This is a genomic window from Pseudomonas sp. B21-035, assembly GCF_024748945.1.
Lineage (GTDB): Bacteria > Pseudomonadota > Gammaproteobacteria > Pseudomonadales > Pseudomonadaceae > Aquipseudomonas.
Genome location: NZ_CP087179.1, coordinates 1,692,007 through 1,707,625, shown reverse-complemented (window position 1 = coordinate 1,707,625; position 15,619 = coordinate 1,692,007). Strand labels below are relative to the sequence as shown.

16 protein-coding genes are annotated in these 15,619 nt (G+C 62.5%); all 16 read right to left on the bottom strand.

Annotated features, from left to right (window positions below; translation table 11 throughout):
• Positions 1–2 precede the first annotated feature (2 nt).
• The 16 genes from LOY22_RS07890 to fliM all read right to left on the bottom strand — a co-directional run bounded on the left by LOY22_RS07890 (position 3) and on the right by fliM (position 15,616).
• Positions 3–743 carry a flagellar motor protein gene (locus tag LOY22_RS07890; protein WP_045200326.1) on the bottom strand — a complete coding sequence of 247 codons (741 nt, stop codon included), beginning with the start codon at positions 741–743 and terminating at the stop codon, positions 3–5.
• Positions 743–1,861, bottom strand: a complete 1,119-nt coding sequence (locus tag LOY22_RS07885) for a chemotaxis response regulator protein-glutamate methylesterase (RefSeq protein WP_045200324.1) — start codon at positions 1,859–1,861, stop codon at positions 743–745. The genes LOY22_RS07890 and LOY22_RS07885 overlap by 1 nt, the downstream gene beginning before the upstream one ends.
• 45 nt (positions 1,862–1,906) lie before the next feature.
• Entirely contained in the window at positions 1,907–4,138 is a 2,232-nt protein-coding gene (locus LOY22_RS07880; protein ID WP_258597059.1) for a chemotaxis protein CheA, read from the bottom strand.
• Positions 4,139–4,150: 12 nt separating this feature from the next.
• A complete protein-coding gene (locus LOY22_RS07875; protein WP_045200319.1) occupies positions 4,151–4,939 on the bottom strand; it encodes a protein phosphatase CheZ in 789 nt (262 codons plus the stop codon).
• Positions 4,940–4,958: 19 nt separating this feature from the next.
• Positions 4,959–5,333: a chemotaxis response regulator CheY gene (locus tag LOY22_RS07870; RefSeq protein ID WP_036990294.1), complete on the bottom strand. Its 375-nt coding sequence runs from the start codon at positions 5,331–5,333 to the stop codon at positions 4,959–4,961.
• Between the two features lie 103 nt (positions 5,334–5,436).
• Positions 5,437–6,177: an RNA polymerase sigma factor FliA gene (gene fliA / locus LOY22_RS07865; RefSeq protein WP_010225024.1), complete on the bottom strand. Its 741-nt coding sequence runs from the start codon at positions 6,175–6,177 to the stop codon at positions 5,437–5,439.
• Complete coding sequence (gene fleN / locus LOY22_RS07860) at positions 6,174–7,007, bottom strand: flagellar synthesis regulator FleN (RefSeq protein WP_016393812.1); 834 nt, start codon at positions 7,005–7,007, stop codon at positions 6,174–6,176. Before fleN ends, fliA begins: the two co-directional genes overlap by 4 nt.
• A gap of 120 nt (positions 7,008–7,127) precedes the next feature.
• On the bottom strand, positions 7,128–8,438 hold the full coding sequence (flhF, locus tag LOY22_RS07855; RefSeq protein ID WP_213602055.1) for a flagellar biosynthesis protein FlhF: 1,311 nt from the start codon (positions 8,436–8,438) through the stop codon (positions 7,128–7,130).
• 11 nt (positions 8,439–8,449) lie between these two features.
• A complete protein-coding gene (gene flhA / locus LOY22_RS07850; protein WP_045200310.1) occupies positions 8,450–10,579 on the bottom strand; it encodes a flagellar biosynthesis protein FlhA in 2,130 nt (709 codons plus the stop codon).
• Positions 10,580–10,711: 132 nt separating this feature from the next.
• Positions 10,712–11,848: a flagellar biosynthesis protein FlhB gene (gene flhB / locus LOY22_RS07845; RefSeq protein WP_258597054.1), complete on the bottom strand. Its 1,137-nt coding sequence runs from the start codon at positions 11,846–11,848 to the stop codon at positions 10,712–10,714.
• Between the two features lie 2 nt (positions 11,849–11,850).
• A complete protein-coding gene (gene fliR / locus LOY22_RS07840; RefSeq protein WP_045200306.1) occupies positions 11,851–12,627 on the bottom strand; it encodes a flagellar biosynthetic protein FliR in 777 nt (258 codons plus the stop codon).
• A 7-nt stretch (positions 12,628–12,634) separates the two neighbouring features.
• A complete protein-coding gene (gene fliQ, locus LOY22_RS07835; RefSeq protein ID WP_038996371.1) occupies positions 12,635–12,904 on the bottom strand; it encodes a flagellar biosynthesis protein FliQ in 270 nt (89 codons plus the stop codon).
• 21 nt (positions 12,905–12,925) lie between these two features.
• Positions 12,926–13,678 (bottom strand): flagellar type III secretion system pore protein FliP, encoded by a 753-nt coding sequence (gene fliP / locus LOY22_RS07830; RefSeq protein ID WP_038996372.1) that lies wholly within the window; start codon positions 13,676–13,678, stop codon positions 12,926–12,928.
• The gene (fliO, locus tag LOY22_RS07825; RefSeq protein ID WP_082075484.1) at positions 13,678–14,130 is read right to left on the bottom strand and encodes a flagellar biosynthetic protein FliO; all 453 of its coding nucleotides are present in this window, start codon (positions 14,128–14,130) and stop codon (positions 13,678–13,680) included. The genes fliP and fliO overlap by 1 nt, the downstream gene beginning before the upstream one ends.
• A complete protein-coding gene (gene fliN, locus LOY22_RS07820; RefSeq protein WP_093385593.1) occupies positions 14,131–14,601 on the bottom strand; it encodes a flagellar motor switch protein FliN in 471 nt (156 codons plus the stop codon).
• A gap of 46 nt (positions 14,602–14,647) precedes the next feature.
• The gene (fliM, locus tag LOY22_RS07815) at positions 14,648–15,616 is read right to left on the bottom strand and encodes a flagellar motor switch protein FliM (protein ID WP_258597049.1); all 969 of its coding nucleotides are present in this window, start codon (positions 15,614–15,616) and stop codon (positions 14,648–14,650) included.
• Between the last annotated feature and the right edge of the window lie 3 nt (positions 15,617–15,619).

Here is a 15,619-nt window from a genome sequence, read left to right as displayed (position 1 = left end):
TGTTACTCCATGAAGCCCTGAAGCTTCAGCTCGATCGAGCGCGGGTTTTCGCCTTCGGCGATCGACAGCAAGCCTTCCAGAAGCATTTCCCGGTAGCGCGACTGACGCAGGGCCAGGGCCTTGAGCTTGTTGGCGATCGGCAGCAGGATCAGGTTGGCACTGGCAACACCGTAAATGGTGGCGACGAAGGCCACGGCAATGCCGTTGCCCAACTGCGACGGGTCAGCAAGATTGCCCATGACGTGAATCAGGCCCATCACCGCACCGATGATACCGATGGTCGGCGCATAGCCGCCCATGCTCTCGAACACCTTGGCGGCCTGCACGTCGCGGCTTTCCTGGGTGTAGAAATCCACCTCGAGAATGCTGCGAATGGCTTCCGGCTCGGCGCCGTCGACCAGCAACTGCAGACCTTTGCGTGCGTACGGGTCCGGCTCGGCATCGGCGACGCCTTCCAGGCCCAGCAGGCCTTCCTTGCGTGCGGTCAGCGACCAGTTGACGACCCGGTCGATACCGCCAGCCAGGTCGACCCGTGGCGGGAACAGGATCCAGCGCACGATCTGCAGCGCGCGCTTGAAGGCGCTCATCGGCGATTGCAGCAAGGCCGCCGCCAGGGTGCCGCCGAGCACGATCAAGGCCGCCGGGCCATTGAGCAGTGCCGACAGGTGGCCGCCTTCGAGGTAGTTGCCGCCCACAATGGCGACAAAGGCCAGGATGATCCCGATAAGGCTCAAGACATCCATCAGACGCAGGCCTCGACCAGGTGCTTGCCGATCTCGTCCAGGCCATACACGGCGTCTGCCAGGTTGGCTTTGACGATGGCCATGGGCATGCCGTAGATCACGCAGCTGGCTTCATCCTGGGCCCACACGGTGCTGCCGCCCTGCTTGAGCAGGCGTGCACCTTCACGGCCGTCGGCGCCCATGCCGGTGAGCACCACCGACAGCACCTTGTCGCCATAGGACTTGGCCGCCGAACCAAAGGTGATGTCCACGCACGGTTTGTAATTCAGGCGCTCGTCGCCCGGCAGGATCTTCACCGTGCCGCGGCCGTCGACCATCATCTGCTTGCCGCCAGGGGCCAGCAGGGCCAGGCCCGGGCGCAGCATGTCGCCGTCCTCGGCCTCCTTGACGCTGATCTTGCACAGCTTGTCGAGGCGCTCGGCAAACGCCTTGGTAAAGGCCGCCGGCATGTGCTGGATCAGCACGATCGGCGCCGGGAAGTTGGCCGGCAACTGGGTCAGAACCCGCTGCAGGGCAACCGGGCCGCCGGTGGAAGTGCCGATGGCAACCAGCTTGTAGGGTTTGCGCTTGGGTGCCGGCGAAGCACTCGATGCTGGCGCAGCCGCTGCGCGCACAGGTGCTGCGGCGCGTGGTGCAGGCGTGCTGCCCAGGCTGCTGACGGCAGGTTGGGCGGCTGGTTGCGGCGCGGGCGCCGGGCTTGCGTAGGCACTGAAACGACGGTTGCTGCGGGAAATGGTATGAACCTTTTCACACAGCAGTTGCTTGACCTTCTCCGGGTTGCGCGAGATGTCTTCGAAGTTCTTCGGCAGGTAGTCGACCGCACCGGCATCCAGCGCATCGAGGGTGACGCGGGCGCCTTCGTGGGTCAGCGAGGAGAACATCAGCACCGGGGTCGGGCAACGCTGCATGATGTGACGCACGGCGGTGATGCCATCCATCATGGGCATTTCGTAGTCCATGGTGATGACATCGGGCTTGAGCGACAGCGCCTGGTCGATCGCTTCCTTACCATTGGTCGCGGTACCGACGACCTGGATAGTCGGGTCCGCTGAAAGAATTTCCGAGACGCGGCGGCGGAAGAAACCGGAATCATCCACCACCAGGACCTTGACTGCCATAAATACTCCATTAGGGGGCGCGGCATGTGAGCCGCGCCACCAGAATCAAATACGCCGGGCGGCGTAACGCTTGAGCATGCTCGGTACGTCGAGGATCAGCGCAATGCGCCCGTCACCGGTAATGGTGGCGCCCGACATGCCCGGGGTGCCCTGGAGCATCTTGCCCAGCGGCTTGATGACCACTTCTTCCTGGCCCACCAGTTGATCGACGACGAAGCCGATCCGCTGGGTACCCACCGAAAGGATCACCACATGGCCCTCGCGCTGCTCTTCATGAGCGGCCGAGCTGACCAGCCAGCGCTTGAGGTAGAACAGCGGCAAGGCCTTGTCACGCACGATCACCACTTCCTGGCCGTCGACCACGTTGGTGCGCGACAGGTCGAGGTGGAAGATCTCGTTGACGTTGACCAACGGGAAGGCGAACGCCTGGTTGCCGAGCATGACCATCAGCGTCGGCATGATCGCCAGGGTCAGCGGCACCTTGATGACGATCTTCGAGCCCAGGCCCTTGGTCGAGTAGATGTTGATCGAGCCGTTGAGCTGGGAAATCTTGGTTTTCACCACGTCCATGCCCACGCCACGCCCGGACACGTCGGAAATCTCGGTCTTGGTCGAGAAACCCGGGGCGAAGATCAGGTTGTAGCACTCGGTCTCGCTCAGGCGATCGGCGGCGTCCTTGTCCATCACTCCGCGCTTGACCGCAATGGCACGCAGCACGTCGGCGTCCATGCCCTTGCCGTCATCGGAGATCGACAGCAGGATGTGGTCGCCTTCCTGTTCGGCCGAGAGCACTACCTTGCCGCCGCGGGACTTGCCCGAGGCTTCGCGCTCTTCCGGGGTTTCGACGCCATGGTCGACGGCGTTGCGCACCAAGTGCACCAGCGGGTCGGCCAGGGCCTCGACGAGGTTCTTGTCGAGGTCGGTCTCTTCGCCGACCAGCTCCAGGTTGATTTCTTTCTTCAACTGCCGGGCCAGGTCGCGAACCAGGCGCGGGAAGCGCCCGAAGACCTTCTTGATCGGCTGCATGCGGGTTTTCATCACCGCGGTCTGCAGGTCGGCGGTCACCACGTCGAGGTTCGATACGGCCTTGGACATGGCCTCGTCGCCACTGTTCAGGCCCAGGCGCACCAGGCGGTTACGCACCAGCACCAGCTCGCCGACCATGTTCATGATCTCGTCGAGCCGCGCGGTGTCGACCCGTACGGTGGTTTCGGTTTCGCTGGCAGGGTGCTTTTCGGCAGCCGGAGCGGCCTGGCGTGCAGGTGCAGGCGCCGCAGCCGCTGCTTTGGCCGCAGGGGCTGGTGCAGCAGCTGGCTTGGCGGCAGGTGCTGGCGCAGGCTTGGCCGCCGCTTTCGCAGGAGCTGCGCTGGCAACTGGTGCAGCCGTGGCTACTGCGTCCGGCGCAAACTTGCCCTTGCCGTGCAGTTCGTCGAGCAGCGCTTCGAACTCGTGCTCGGAGATGTGATCGCCAGCCGCGGCAGGCGCGCAGGCTTCCACAGGCGCGGCAGCAGCGCCCGGCAGTGCATCGACGGCAAAAGTACCCTTGCCGTGCAACTGGTCGAGCAGCGCTTCGAATTCATCGTCGGTGATGTCGCCACTGACATCGCCAGCGGCAGCTGCAGCAGCCGGTGCTTCAGCCGCACCGCCGAGGTTGTCGGCGGCGAACTGGCCCTTGCCGTGCAACTGGTCAAGCAGCGACTCGAACTCGGCGTCGGTGATTTCGTCACCGGCAGGCTCGGCGTCCTGGGCTTGTGCCTCGGCCTTGACTGCATTGAGCGAGTCGAGCAGTTGCTCGAATTCGGTGTCGGTGATGTCCGCCTCGGCCTCGGCCGCCGGTGCTTCAAGCACCTCGGGCTCAGCGGCAGGGGCTGGTGCTTCGTCTTCCCCGGCAGGCTCGGCCAGGCGCGACAGCGCCGCCAGCAGCTCTGGGGTCGCCGGGGTGATGTCGCTGCGCTCGCGAACCTGGCCGAACATGCTGTTGACCGTGTCCAGGGCTTCCAGGACCACGTCCATCAGTTCGGAGTCGACGCGTCGGGCACCCTTGCGCAGGATGTCGAACACGTTTTCGGCGATATGGCAGCACTCCACCAGCTCGTTGAGCTGGAGGAAGCCGGCGCCCCCTTTTACAGTGTGAAAACCGCGAAAGATCGCATTGAGCAGGTCGGCATCATCCGGTCGGCTTTCCAGCTCGACCAATTGCTCGGACAGTTGCTCAAGAATTTCGCCGGCTTCTACCAGGAAATCCTGAAGGATTTCTTCATCGGCGCCGAAGCTCATTAAACGTGCTCCCTAAAAACCCAGACTGGACAGCAGATCGTCGACATCGTCCTGACCGGACACAACGTCTTCACGCTTATCGGCATGAATCTGCGGACCTTCACCCCGAGTCGGATGTTTTTCTTGATCTTTTTCAGCGCGCAGCTGCTGGTGGTCATGTTCGATACCGGCAAAACGGTCAACTTGACTTGCCATCAGCACGAGCTTGAGCAGATTGCTTTCTACTTCGGTGACCAGCGCCGTGACGCGTTTGATCACCTGGCCGGTCAGGTCTTGGTAGTCCTGAGCCAGAAGAATGTCATTGAGGTGGCTGGCGACCTTGCGGTTGCCCTCCTCGCTGCGCGTCAGGAAACTGTCGACACGCTTGGCCAGCTCACGGAACTCCGGTGCCGCCACTTCGCGGCGCATGAAGCGCTGCCAGTCGACGCTCAGCGCCTTGGCCTCGTCGCTCAGTTCGTTGAGTACCGGCGTGCTGGCTTCGACCAGGTCCATGGTGCGGTTGGCCGCGCCCTCGGTCAGCTTGACCACGTAGGACAGGCGTTCGGTCGCATCGGTGATCTGCGACACTTCCTCGGCTTGCGGCATGTGCGGGTCGATCTGGAAACTGACGATCGCGCTGTGCAGCTCGCGGGTGAGTTTGCCGACTTCCTGATACAGGCCAAGGTCACGGGTCTGGTTCAGCTGATGGATCAGTTGCACCGCGTCGCCGAACTTGCCTCGTTCAAGGCTGTCGACCAGTTCCCGGGCGTGTTTCTTGAGTGTCGACTCAAACTCGCCCAAGGATGATTGTGTTTGCTCCATAGCGCCCCCGTGGCGTACCTCAGCTATTGACGCGCTCGAAGATCTTTTCGATCTTTTCTTTCAGCACCTGGGCGGTGAACGGCTTGACCACGTAGCCGTTGACCCCGGCCTGGGCGGCTTCGATGATCTGCTCGCGCTTGGCTTCGGCAGTCACCATCAGCACCGGCAGGTGCTTGAGGCGCTCATCGGCACGCACTTTGCGCAGCAGGTCGATACCGGACATGCCAGGCATGTTCCAGTCGGTCACCAGAAAGTCGAAATGACCGCTTTCGAGCATCGGCAGTGCGGTGTTGCCGTCGTCGGCTTCCTGGGTGTTGGTAAAGCCCAGATCACGCAACAGGTTCTTGATGATCCGCCGCATCGTCGAAAAGTCGTCCACGATGAGGATTTTCATGTCTTTGTTCAATTAGACCTCCAAGCAGTCTTTAACGCGTTCAGCGCGGAACGCGCATTCAATCAATTCGGCACTACATTTCACGACTGCATCGAACCTGCGTTCAACGCGCCCGCCATTCCCCCAGGCGACCACGCAAACGTGCCGCGCACTGGCTGTGCAACTGGCTGACACGCGACTCGCTCACCCCCAGGACCTCACCGATCTCCTTGAGGTTGAGCTCTTCGTCGTAGTACAGCGCCAGGACCAGACGCTCGCGTTCCGGCAGGTTGGCGATGGCATCGGCCAGGGCTGCCTGAAAACGCTCGTCTTCCAGATCGCGCGAAGGCTCGAGCTGGGCACTGGCACCGTCCTCGTGCAGGCCTTCATGTTCGCCGTCCTGCAACAGGTCGTCGAAACTGAACAGGCGGCTGCCCAGGGTGTCATTCAAAATCCCGTAATAATCATCGAGACTCAATTGAAGTTCGGCAGCAACCTCGTGATCTTTAGCGTCACGGCCGGTTTTTGCTTCAATTGCACGAATCGCGTCACTGACCATGCGGGTATTGCGGTGTACCGAACGCGGCGCCCAGTCGCCCTTGCGCACTTCATCGAGCATGGCGCCACGGATGCGGATGCCGGCGTAGGTCTCGAAACTGGCCCCCTTGCTGGCGTCATACTTGTTGGCGACTTCGAGCAGGCCGATCATCCCGGCCTGGATCAGGTCCTCCACCTGCACACTGGCCGGCAGACGTGCCAGCAAGTGGTAGGCGATGCGCTTGACCAGCGGCGCGTAACGCTCGATCAGTTCGTACTGGGCGTCACGCGAAGCCTTGCTGTACATCCGATAACCACTGGCGTTCATAGCACCGGACCCGCACTCGTCGGTTGCACCAGGCGCTCGACGAAGAACTCCAGGTGCCCCCGTGGGTTGGCAGGTAGCGGCCAGCTATCGACCTTCTGGGCAATGGCCTTGAATGCCAGCGCGCACTTGGAACGCGGGAAGGCTTCATAGACCGCTCGCTGCTTCTGCACCGCCTTGCGCACACATTCGTCGTAAGGCACCGCACCGACGTATTGTAGGGCGACATCGAGGAAGCGATCAGTGACCTTGGTCAACTTGGCGAACAGGTTGCGCCCTTCCTGAGGGCTCTGGGCCATGTTGGCGAGGACGCGGAAGCGGTTCATGCCGTAATCGCGGTTGAGCAGCTTGATCAGCGCGTAGGCGTCAGTGATCGAAGTGGGCTCGTCGCACACCACCAGCAGCACTTCCTGGGCGGCGCGGACAAAACTGACTACCGAGTCACCGATACCTGCAGCGGTGTCGATCACCAGCACATCGAGGTTGTCGCCGATCTCGCTGAAGGCCTGGATCAGGCCGGCGTGCTGGGCCGGAGCCAGGTGCACCATGCTCTGCGTGCCCGAGGCCGCCGGCACGATGCGCACACCGCCGGGGCCTTGCAGCAGCACGTCGCGCAGTTCGCAACGGCCTTCAATGACATCGGCCAGGGTGCGCTTGGGCGTCAGGCCCAGCAGCACATCAACGTTGGCCAGGCCCAGGTCGGCGTCCAGCAGCATGACCCGACGGCCAAGCTCAGCCAGCGCCAATGACAGGTTCACTGACACGTTAGTCTTGCCAACGCCACCTTTGCCGCCGGTCACGGCGATCACCTGTACGGGATGCATGCTACCCATGTTTGTTCTTTACCTTGTCTTACTTAGACCGAGGCCACATGACTGGGCTGCGCTTTCAACACCTGAAAAATGCCTGGCAGACCATTGATGTAGGTACTTTGCAACGTATTCATATTCCCCTCAGCCCACGCGTTTGCCGGAGCTGTGGTAGAGATCAGCGAACATGTCGGCCATGGCCTCTTCGCTGGGCTCGTCCTGCATCTGCACGCTCACTGCGCGGCTGACCAACTGGTGCCGGCGCGGCAGGTGCAGGTCGTCAGGAATGCGCGGGCCATCGGTAAGATAGGCCACCGGCAGTTCGTGACTGATTGCCAGGCTCAATACTTCGCCGAGGCTGGCGGTTTCATCTAGCTTGGTCAGGATGCAACCGGCCAGGCCGCAGCGCTTGTAGCTGTGGTAGGCGGCGGTCAGCACCTGTTTCTGGCTGGTGGTTGCCAGTACCAGGTAATTCTTGGCCTGAATCCCGCGCCCGGCAAGGGTTTCCAGCTGCATGCGCAGCGCCGGGTCGCTGGCTTGCAGGCCGGCGGTATCGATCAGTACCACGCGCTTGCGCAGCAGCGGGTCGAGGGCCTGGGCCAGCGACTGGCCCGGGTCGACGTGAGTAACCGAAACGTTGAGGATCCGCCCCAGGGTCTTGAGCTGCTCCTGGGCGCCGATACGGAAACTGTCCATGCTCACCAGGGCCAGGTTCTGCGCGCCGTACTTGAGCACGTAGCGCGCGGCGAGCTTGGCCAGGGTGGTGGTCTTGCCCATGCCGGCCGGACCGACCATGGCAATGACACCGCCTTCTTCGATCGGTTCGATTTCCGGCACCTGGATCATCCGCGCCAGGTGCGCCAGGAGCATGCGCCAGGCATGACGCGGCTCTTCGATTTCGGTGGTCAGCTCGAGCAGTTCGCGGGCAATCGGCCCGGACAGGCCGATGCGCTGCAGGCGGCGCCAGAGGTTGGCCTGCTGCGGCTTGTTGCCCTGCAACTGGCTCCAGGCCAGCGAGCCGAGCTGTACTTCAAGCAGTTCGCGCAGGCCCGAGAGCTCCGAGCGCATCGAGTCGAACAGGCGCGGGTCGATAGGTGCCGCAGCCGGTGCAGCAGGCACGGCCGGCGCTTCGACCTGCGGGTCGACCAGCGGCTCGGAAGCGGTCAGCGGCAAGCCGGCAAACAGCTGGCGATTGCCATCTTCGCTCTCGCTACGGCTGCTCAGCTCGGCCTGGGCGGTGACGATGCGCGACTGAGTCTTGCGCAGCTCGTCTTCGAGCTCGACATTCGGCACCCGTGGCGCCAGGGCGGACAGCTTGTAGTCCAGCGCAGCCGTCAGCTCGACACCGCCAGCAATCCGTCGGTTGCCAATGATGGCGGCATCGGCCCCCAGCTCATCGCGAACCAGCTTCATGGCCTGACGCATATCGGCGGCGAAAAAACGCTTAACTTGCATAACCCACTACCTCAGCCGTTCGGGCCCACTGTGGCGACGATGGTAACTTGCTTGTTGTCAGGTATTTCCTGATACGCCAAAACATGCAAATTCGGTACAGCCAGGCGACCGAAGCGCGACAGCATGGCTCGTACCGGTCCTGCGACCAGGAGGATCGCCGGCTGCCCTTGCATCTCCTGACGCTGGGCGGCTTCGATCAACGAACGCTGAAGCTTTTCGGCCATGCTCGGCTCCAGAAGAACACCGTCTTCCTGGCCTTGCCCAGCCCTTTGCAAACTATTGAGCAAAATCTGTTCCAATCTTGGCTCAAGGGTGATCACAGGCAGCTCGGACTCAACGCCGACAATGCTTTGCACGATAGCGCGACACAATCCGACGCGCACCACCGCCACCAGCGCGGCGGTATCTTGACTCTTGCCCGGGTTGTTGGCGATGGCTTCGGCAATGCTGCGAATGTCACGCACCGGAACCTGCTCGGCGAGCAATGCCTGCAGCACTTTGAGCAGGCCCGACAAGGAAATGACGCCCGGCACCAGCTCTTCGGCAAGCTTGGGCGAAGCCTTGGCCAGCACCTGCAGCAGTTGCTGCACTTCTTCGTGGCCGATCAGCTCATGGCAGTGCTTGTGCAGAATCTGGTTGAGGTGGGTGGCGACCACCGTACTGGCGTCCACCACCGTGTAGCCCAGCGACTGCGCCTGGCTGCGCTGGTTGACGTCGATCCACACCGCTTCCAGGCCAAAGGCCGGATCGCGGGCGGCAATACCATTGAGGGTACCGAACACCTGCCCCGGGTTGATCGCAAGCTCGCGGTCCGGGTAGATCTCGGCCTCGGCCAGGATCACCCCCATCAGGGTCAGGCGGTAGGCACTGGGCGCCAGATCGAGGTTGTCGCGAATGTGCACCGTGGGCATAAGAAAACCCAGGTCCTGGGACAGCTTTTTGCGCACACCCTTGATCCGCGCCAACAACTGGCCGCCCTGGTTGCGATCGACCAGCGGAATCAGCCGGTAGCCGACCTCTAGGCCGATCATGTCGATCGGGGTGACGTCATCCCAGCCCAGCTCCTTGGTTTCCATCGCGCGCTGTGGCGATGGCAGCAGGTCCTGCTGGCGCTGCACCTCTTCCAGGGCCTTGAGCTTGGCCTGGTTCTGCTTGCGCCACACCAGGTAGGCGCCGCCGGCGGCCAGCAGGCCGAGGCTCAGGAAGGCGATGTGCGGCATGCCCGGCACCAGGCCCATGACGATCATCAGGCCAGCCGACACCGCCAGGGCCTTGGGCGAATCGAACATCTGCCGGTTGATCTGCTTGCCCATGTCCTCGGAGCCCGAGGCGCGGGTAACCATGATCGCCGCCGCGGTGGACAGCAACAGCGAGGGCAACTGCGCCACCAAACCGTCACCGATGGTCAACAGTGCATAGACCTTGCCGGCGTCGGCAAAGGTCATGTTGTGCTGGAACATACCGACGGCCATGCCGCCGATCAGGTTGATGAACAGGATCAACAGGCCGGCGATGGCGTCACCGCGAACAAACTTGCTGGCACCGTCCATCGAACCATAGAACTCGGCCTCGCCGGCCACTTCGGCGCGCCGCGCCTTGGCCTGGGCCTGGTCGATCAGACCGGCGTTGAGGTCGGCGTCGATGGCCATCTGCTTGCCGGGCATGGCGTCGAGGGTGAAGCGCGCACTCACCTCGGAAATACGCCCGGCACCTTTGGTGACCACCACGAAGTTGATGATCATCAGGATCGCGAAGACCACGATACCGACCACGTAGTTACCGCCGATCACCACCTCGCCGAAGGCCTGGATCACCTTACCGGCGGCCTCGTGGCCGTCATGGCCGTGGAGCATCACCACCCGCGTGGACGCCACGTTGAGCGCCAGGCGCAACAGCGTCGCCACCAGCAGGATGGTCGGGAACGCGGCGAAGTCCAGCGGGCGCAGGGCGTAGACGCAGACCAGCAGGACCACGATCGACAAGGCGATGTTGAAGGTGAAGAACACGTCGAGCAAAAACGGCGGGATCGGCAACATCATCATTGCCAGCATCACCAGCAGCAACAGCGGCACACCCAGGTTACCCCGGCCTAGACCGACCAGGTTGCTACGGGCACTGTTGATTAACTGAGAGCGATCCACCGGTATTCCTCGTTAGCTCAAGCAAAACTTTGACGCGTTTGAGGCGCGCAGCGCTGCCTTTGCAAGAAGCTTTCCAACTTTGCCAAACGAGGTGGTTTGAGTGGCTCAGGGCTGCCGCGCAGGCAGCGCCGATCAGGAATCGCGACGCAAATCCGGCGGGATCGGCAGATCCTTGAGCGGCTCCGGCGGCTTGCCCTTGCCGGCGCGATACTGGCGGATCTGGTAGACGTAGGCCAGCACCTGGGCCACTGCCAGGTACAAACCGGCAGGAATCTCTTCTTCAAGCTCGGTGGAGTAGTAGATCGAACGCGCCAGCGCCGGCGATTCGAGCACCTGGATCTTGTGCTCGTTGGCGATCTCGCGAATTTTCAGGGCTATGAAGTCGGCACCCTTGGCCAGCAGCAGCGGCGCCGCGCCCTTCTCCGGGTCGTACTTGAGCGCCACGGCATAGTGGGTCGGGTTGGTGATGATCACGTCAGCCTCGGGAATCGCCGCCATCATCCGCCGCTGCGAAGCCTCGCGCTGCAGTTGGCGAATGCGCTGCTTGACCTCGGGCTTGCCTTCGGAGTCCTTGTACTCGTCGCGCACCTCTTGCTTGGTCATCAGCAGCTTCTTGTGCGCCTGCCAGAGCTGGATCGGCACGTCCACCGCGGCAATGATCAACAGCCCCGCTGCCATCCACAGCGCACTCCAGCCAACTACCTGGACGCTATGGATGATCGCCTGCTCCAGCGGCTCGTTGGCAATCGCCAGCAGGTCATCGCGATCAGCCGACAACACCGTCAGGGCGACGATCAGAATCATGAAAAACTTGGCCAGCGCCTTGAGCAGCTCGGACAAGGCGTTGACCGAGAACATCCGCTTGATCCCCGATAGCGGGTTCATGCGGCTGAACTTCGGTGCCAGGGAGCTGCTGGAAAACAGGAACCCCCCCAGCGACACCGGGCCGATGATTGCCGCAATCAGCAGCACCAGCAATACCGGCTGAGTCGCGAGCAAGGCCATCTTGCCGGAGGCCATGAGGAAAATGCCCATGGACCGCTCATCGATGAGCACCTCGCGGGACAAGCTGAAATTGATGCGCATCAACTCTATCAGGGTTTGCGCCAGGCCACCGCCAAACGCCAGCAGCGCTCCAGCGCCCGCCAGGGTCACCGCGACCGTGTTGAGCTCCTTGGAACGGGCAATCTCGCCCTTCTCGCGCGCGTCCTTCTTGCGCTTGTCGGTGGGGTCTTCTGTTTTGTCCTGACCGCTTTCGCTTTCTGCCATGCTCAGCGCGCCCGTGCCAGTTCACGCAGCCACTGCAAGGCTTCGGAAGCCAGTGACTGATAGTGAGGAAGAATATCGGCCAGGGTGATCCAGAAGATCACCATCCCCAGCACCAGGGTCAGCGGAAAACCGATGGAAAAGATGTTCAACTGCGGCGCCGCCCGGGTCATCACGCCAAAGGCAATGTTGACCACCAGCAACGCGGTCACCGCCGGCAATACCAACAGCATGGCTGCACCCAGCACCCAACCCAGGCGCCCGGCCAGGTCCCAGAAATGATTGACCAGCACACCGCCGCCCACCGGCAAGGTGGTAAAGCTCTCGGTCAGCACTTCGAAGACCACCAGATGGCCGTTGATGGCAAGGAACAGCAAGGTCACCAGCATGGTCAGGAACTGGCTGACCACCGCCACGTTGACACCGTTGGCCGGATCGACCATGGAGGCGAAGGCCATGCCCATCTGGATTGCGACGATCTGCCCGGCGATCACGAAAATCTGGAAGAACAGCTGCAGCGCCATACCAAACACGGCGCCAATGATGATCTGCTCGGCCACCAGCAACATTGCCCTGAGATCCAGCGATTCGACCACCGGCATCGGCGGCAGGCCGGGAACGATGACCACGGTGATTGCCAGAGCGAAATACATGCGGATACGTGTCGGCACCAGGGTGGTACCGAAAATAGGCATGGTCATCAGCACCGCCGTGACGCGAATCAACGGCAGAATGAAACTGGCCACCCAGGCGCCGATCTGCGCGTCGGTCAGCTCAAGCATCGCCGGGTCAGCCGATCAGCTGCGGAATGCTGCCGTACAACGACAGGATGTATTCCATGAATTTCTGCACCAGCCACGGGCCGACCACGATCAGCGTCACCAGCATCACCAGCAGGCGCGGCAGGAAGCTCAGGGTCTGCTCGTTGATCTGCGTGGCAGCCTGGAACATCGCCACGATCAGCCCCACCAGCAGGCTCGGCACCACCAGGATGGCAACCATCAAGGTGGTCAGCCACAACGCATCGCGAAACAGGTCGACAGCCACTTCAGGGGTCATGGACTTCTTCTCCTCGCGGCGTCAGACGCCGCCGAAACTGCCGGCCAGGGTACCCATGATCAGCGCCCAGCCATCGACCAGGACGAACAGCATGATCTTGAACGGCAACGAGATGATCAGCGGCGACAACATCATCATACCCATGGCCATCAGCACACTGGCGACCACCAGGTCGATGATCAGGAACGGGATGAAGATCATGAAGCCGATCTGGAACGCGGTCTTGAGCTCCGAGGTGACGAATGCCGGCACCAGGATGGTCAATGGCGCCTGATCGGGGCTGGCGATGTCGGTGCGCTTGGACAGGCGCATGAACAGGTCCAGATCGCTCTCGCGGGTCTGCGCCAGCATGAAGTTCTTCAGCGGTGCCTGGGCCTTGCTGATCGCATCCTGGGCGCTGAGTTTCTCTGCCAGGTACGGCTGCACGGCCTCCTGGTTGATGCGGTCGAACACCGGCGCCATGATGAACAGGGTCAGGAACAGTGCCATGCCGTTGAGGATCTGGTTTGACGGCGTCTGTTGCAGGCCCAGGGCCTGGCGCAGAATGGAAAAGACGATGATGATGCGGGTAAAGCTGGTCATCAGCACGACGAACGCCGGGATGAAACTCAGCGCGGTCATGATCAGCAGGATCTGCAGGCTGACCGAATACTCCTGCTGGCCGTCGGCCCCGCTGGACAGGGTGATCGCCGGGATCGACAGTGGATCAGCCGCCAGGGCCAGCGGCGCCGCCAGCATCAGCAGCAGCGTCAACATCATGCGCAACGCGCCCATCACGACCTTCCCTTCTGATCCTTGCCCATCAGCTCCATCAGCCGCTGGGCGAATTCTGGTGTTGCCTGGCGCGCACTGGCGGGCACTTCAACCGGCTCGGCCATGACATGCAAGGCCTCGATGGTGCCTGGCGAATGGCCGATGAGGATCTGCTCCTTGCCGACCTGGATCAGCAACAGCCGATCACGCGGCCCCAGCGAACGGCTACCGAGGATCTCGATCACCTGGCCACTGCCGGGCGCGGCGTTCTGCACCCGGCGCAGCAGCCAGGCGAGGACGAAGATCAACCCCAGCACCAGCAGCAGCCCCAGCACCAGCTGGGTCAACTGCCCTGCCGCGCTGCCACTGCTTGCCGGTGCCACTACCGCAGCCGCCGGCTGCGTGGCAGCCAGGGCGACATCCACGTACAGGCCGCAGGCCAGGCCCAGGCCGTTGCGCAGGAGCTTGCTCACTCAGCGCAGCTTCTTGATGCGTTCGCTCGGGCTGATCACGTCCGTCAGGCGGATGCCGAACTTTTCGTTGACCACCACCACTTCGCCGTGCGCAATCAGAGTGCCGTTGACCAGCACGTCCAGCGGCTCGCCGGCCAGGCGGTCGAGCTCGATCACCGAACCCTGGTTGAGTTGCAGCAGGTTGCGGATGTTGATCTCGGTACTGCCGACCTCCATGGAAATGCTCACCGGAATATCCAGGATCACATCCAGGTTCGGACCATCGAGGGTGACCTGTTCGTTGCTGCGCGGCGAACTGCCGAACTCTTCCATGGCCAGGCGGCTGGACGCCGGTGCGCTGGCGGCGCTATCGGCAGCGAGCAAGGCGTCGATGTCGGACTGGCCGGCATCGCCGGTTTCTTCCAGGGCCGCAGCCCATTCATCGGCCAGGGCCTGGTCCTCCGGGGAGGTGATGTCGTTTTCGTTAGCCATTTTGTCCTCGACGGGCAATCAATTCGGAGTTGGAACCACGAGCGCCTCAGCGGCGCTCGATCGGATCGATAATCTGCAGGGCCAGGGTGCCCTTGTGCGAGCCCAGCCTGGCCTTGAACGACGGCACGCCGTTGGCCCGCAGGATCAGTTCGTCCGGCAGCTCGACCGGAATCACATCGCCCGGCTGCATGTGCAGGATGTCGCGCAGCTTCAGTTGGCGACGGGCAACCGTGGCGCTGAGCGGCACGCTGACGTCCAGCACGTCTTCGCGCAGGGCCTTGATCCAGCGCTCGTCCTGGTCGTCCAGATCGGACTGGAAACCGGCATCGAGCATCTCGCGCACCGGCTCGATCATCGAGTACGGCATGGTCACGTGCAGGTCGCCGCCACCGCCATCGAGCTCGATGTGAAAGGTCGAAACCACCACCGCCTCGCTCGGCCCGACGATGTTGGCCATGGCCGGGTTGACCTCGGAGTTGATGTACTCGAAGTTGACCGGCATGATCGCCTGCCAGGCCTCCTTGAGGTCAACGAAGGCCTGGTCGAGGACCATGCGCACCACGCGCAACTCGGTCGGGGTGAACTCGCGACCTTCGATCTTGGCGTGACGACCGTCGCCACCAAAGAAGTTATCCACCAGCTTGAACACCAGCTTGGCGTCGAGGATGAACAGCGAGGTACCGCGCAACGGCTTGATCTTCACCAGGTTGAGGCTGGTGGGCACGTACAGCGAATGCACGTACTCGCCGAACTTCATCACCTGCACGCCGCCGACCGCCACGTCCGCAGAGCGGCGCAGCAGGTTGAACATACTGATGCGGGTATAGCGGGCAAACCGCTCGTTGATCATTTCCAGGGTCGGCATGCGACCGCGGACGATCCGATCCTGGCTGGTCAGGTCATAACTTTTGACACTGCCGGGCTCGGCATTGCTTTCGGTTTGTACCAGACCATCGTCGACGCCATGCAGCAAAGCATCGATTTCATCCTGGGACAGCAGGTCCTGCACGGCCATCTG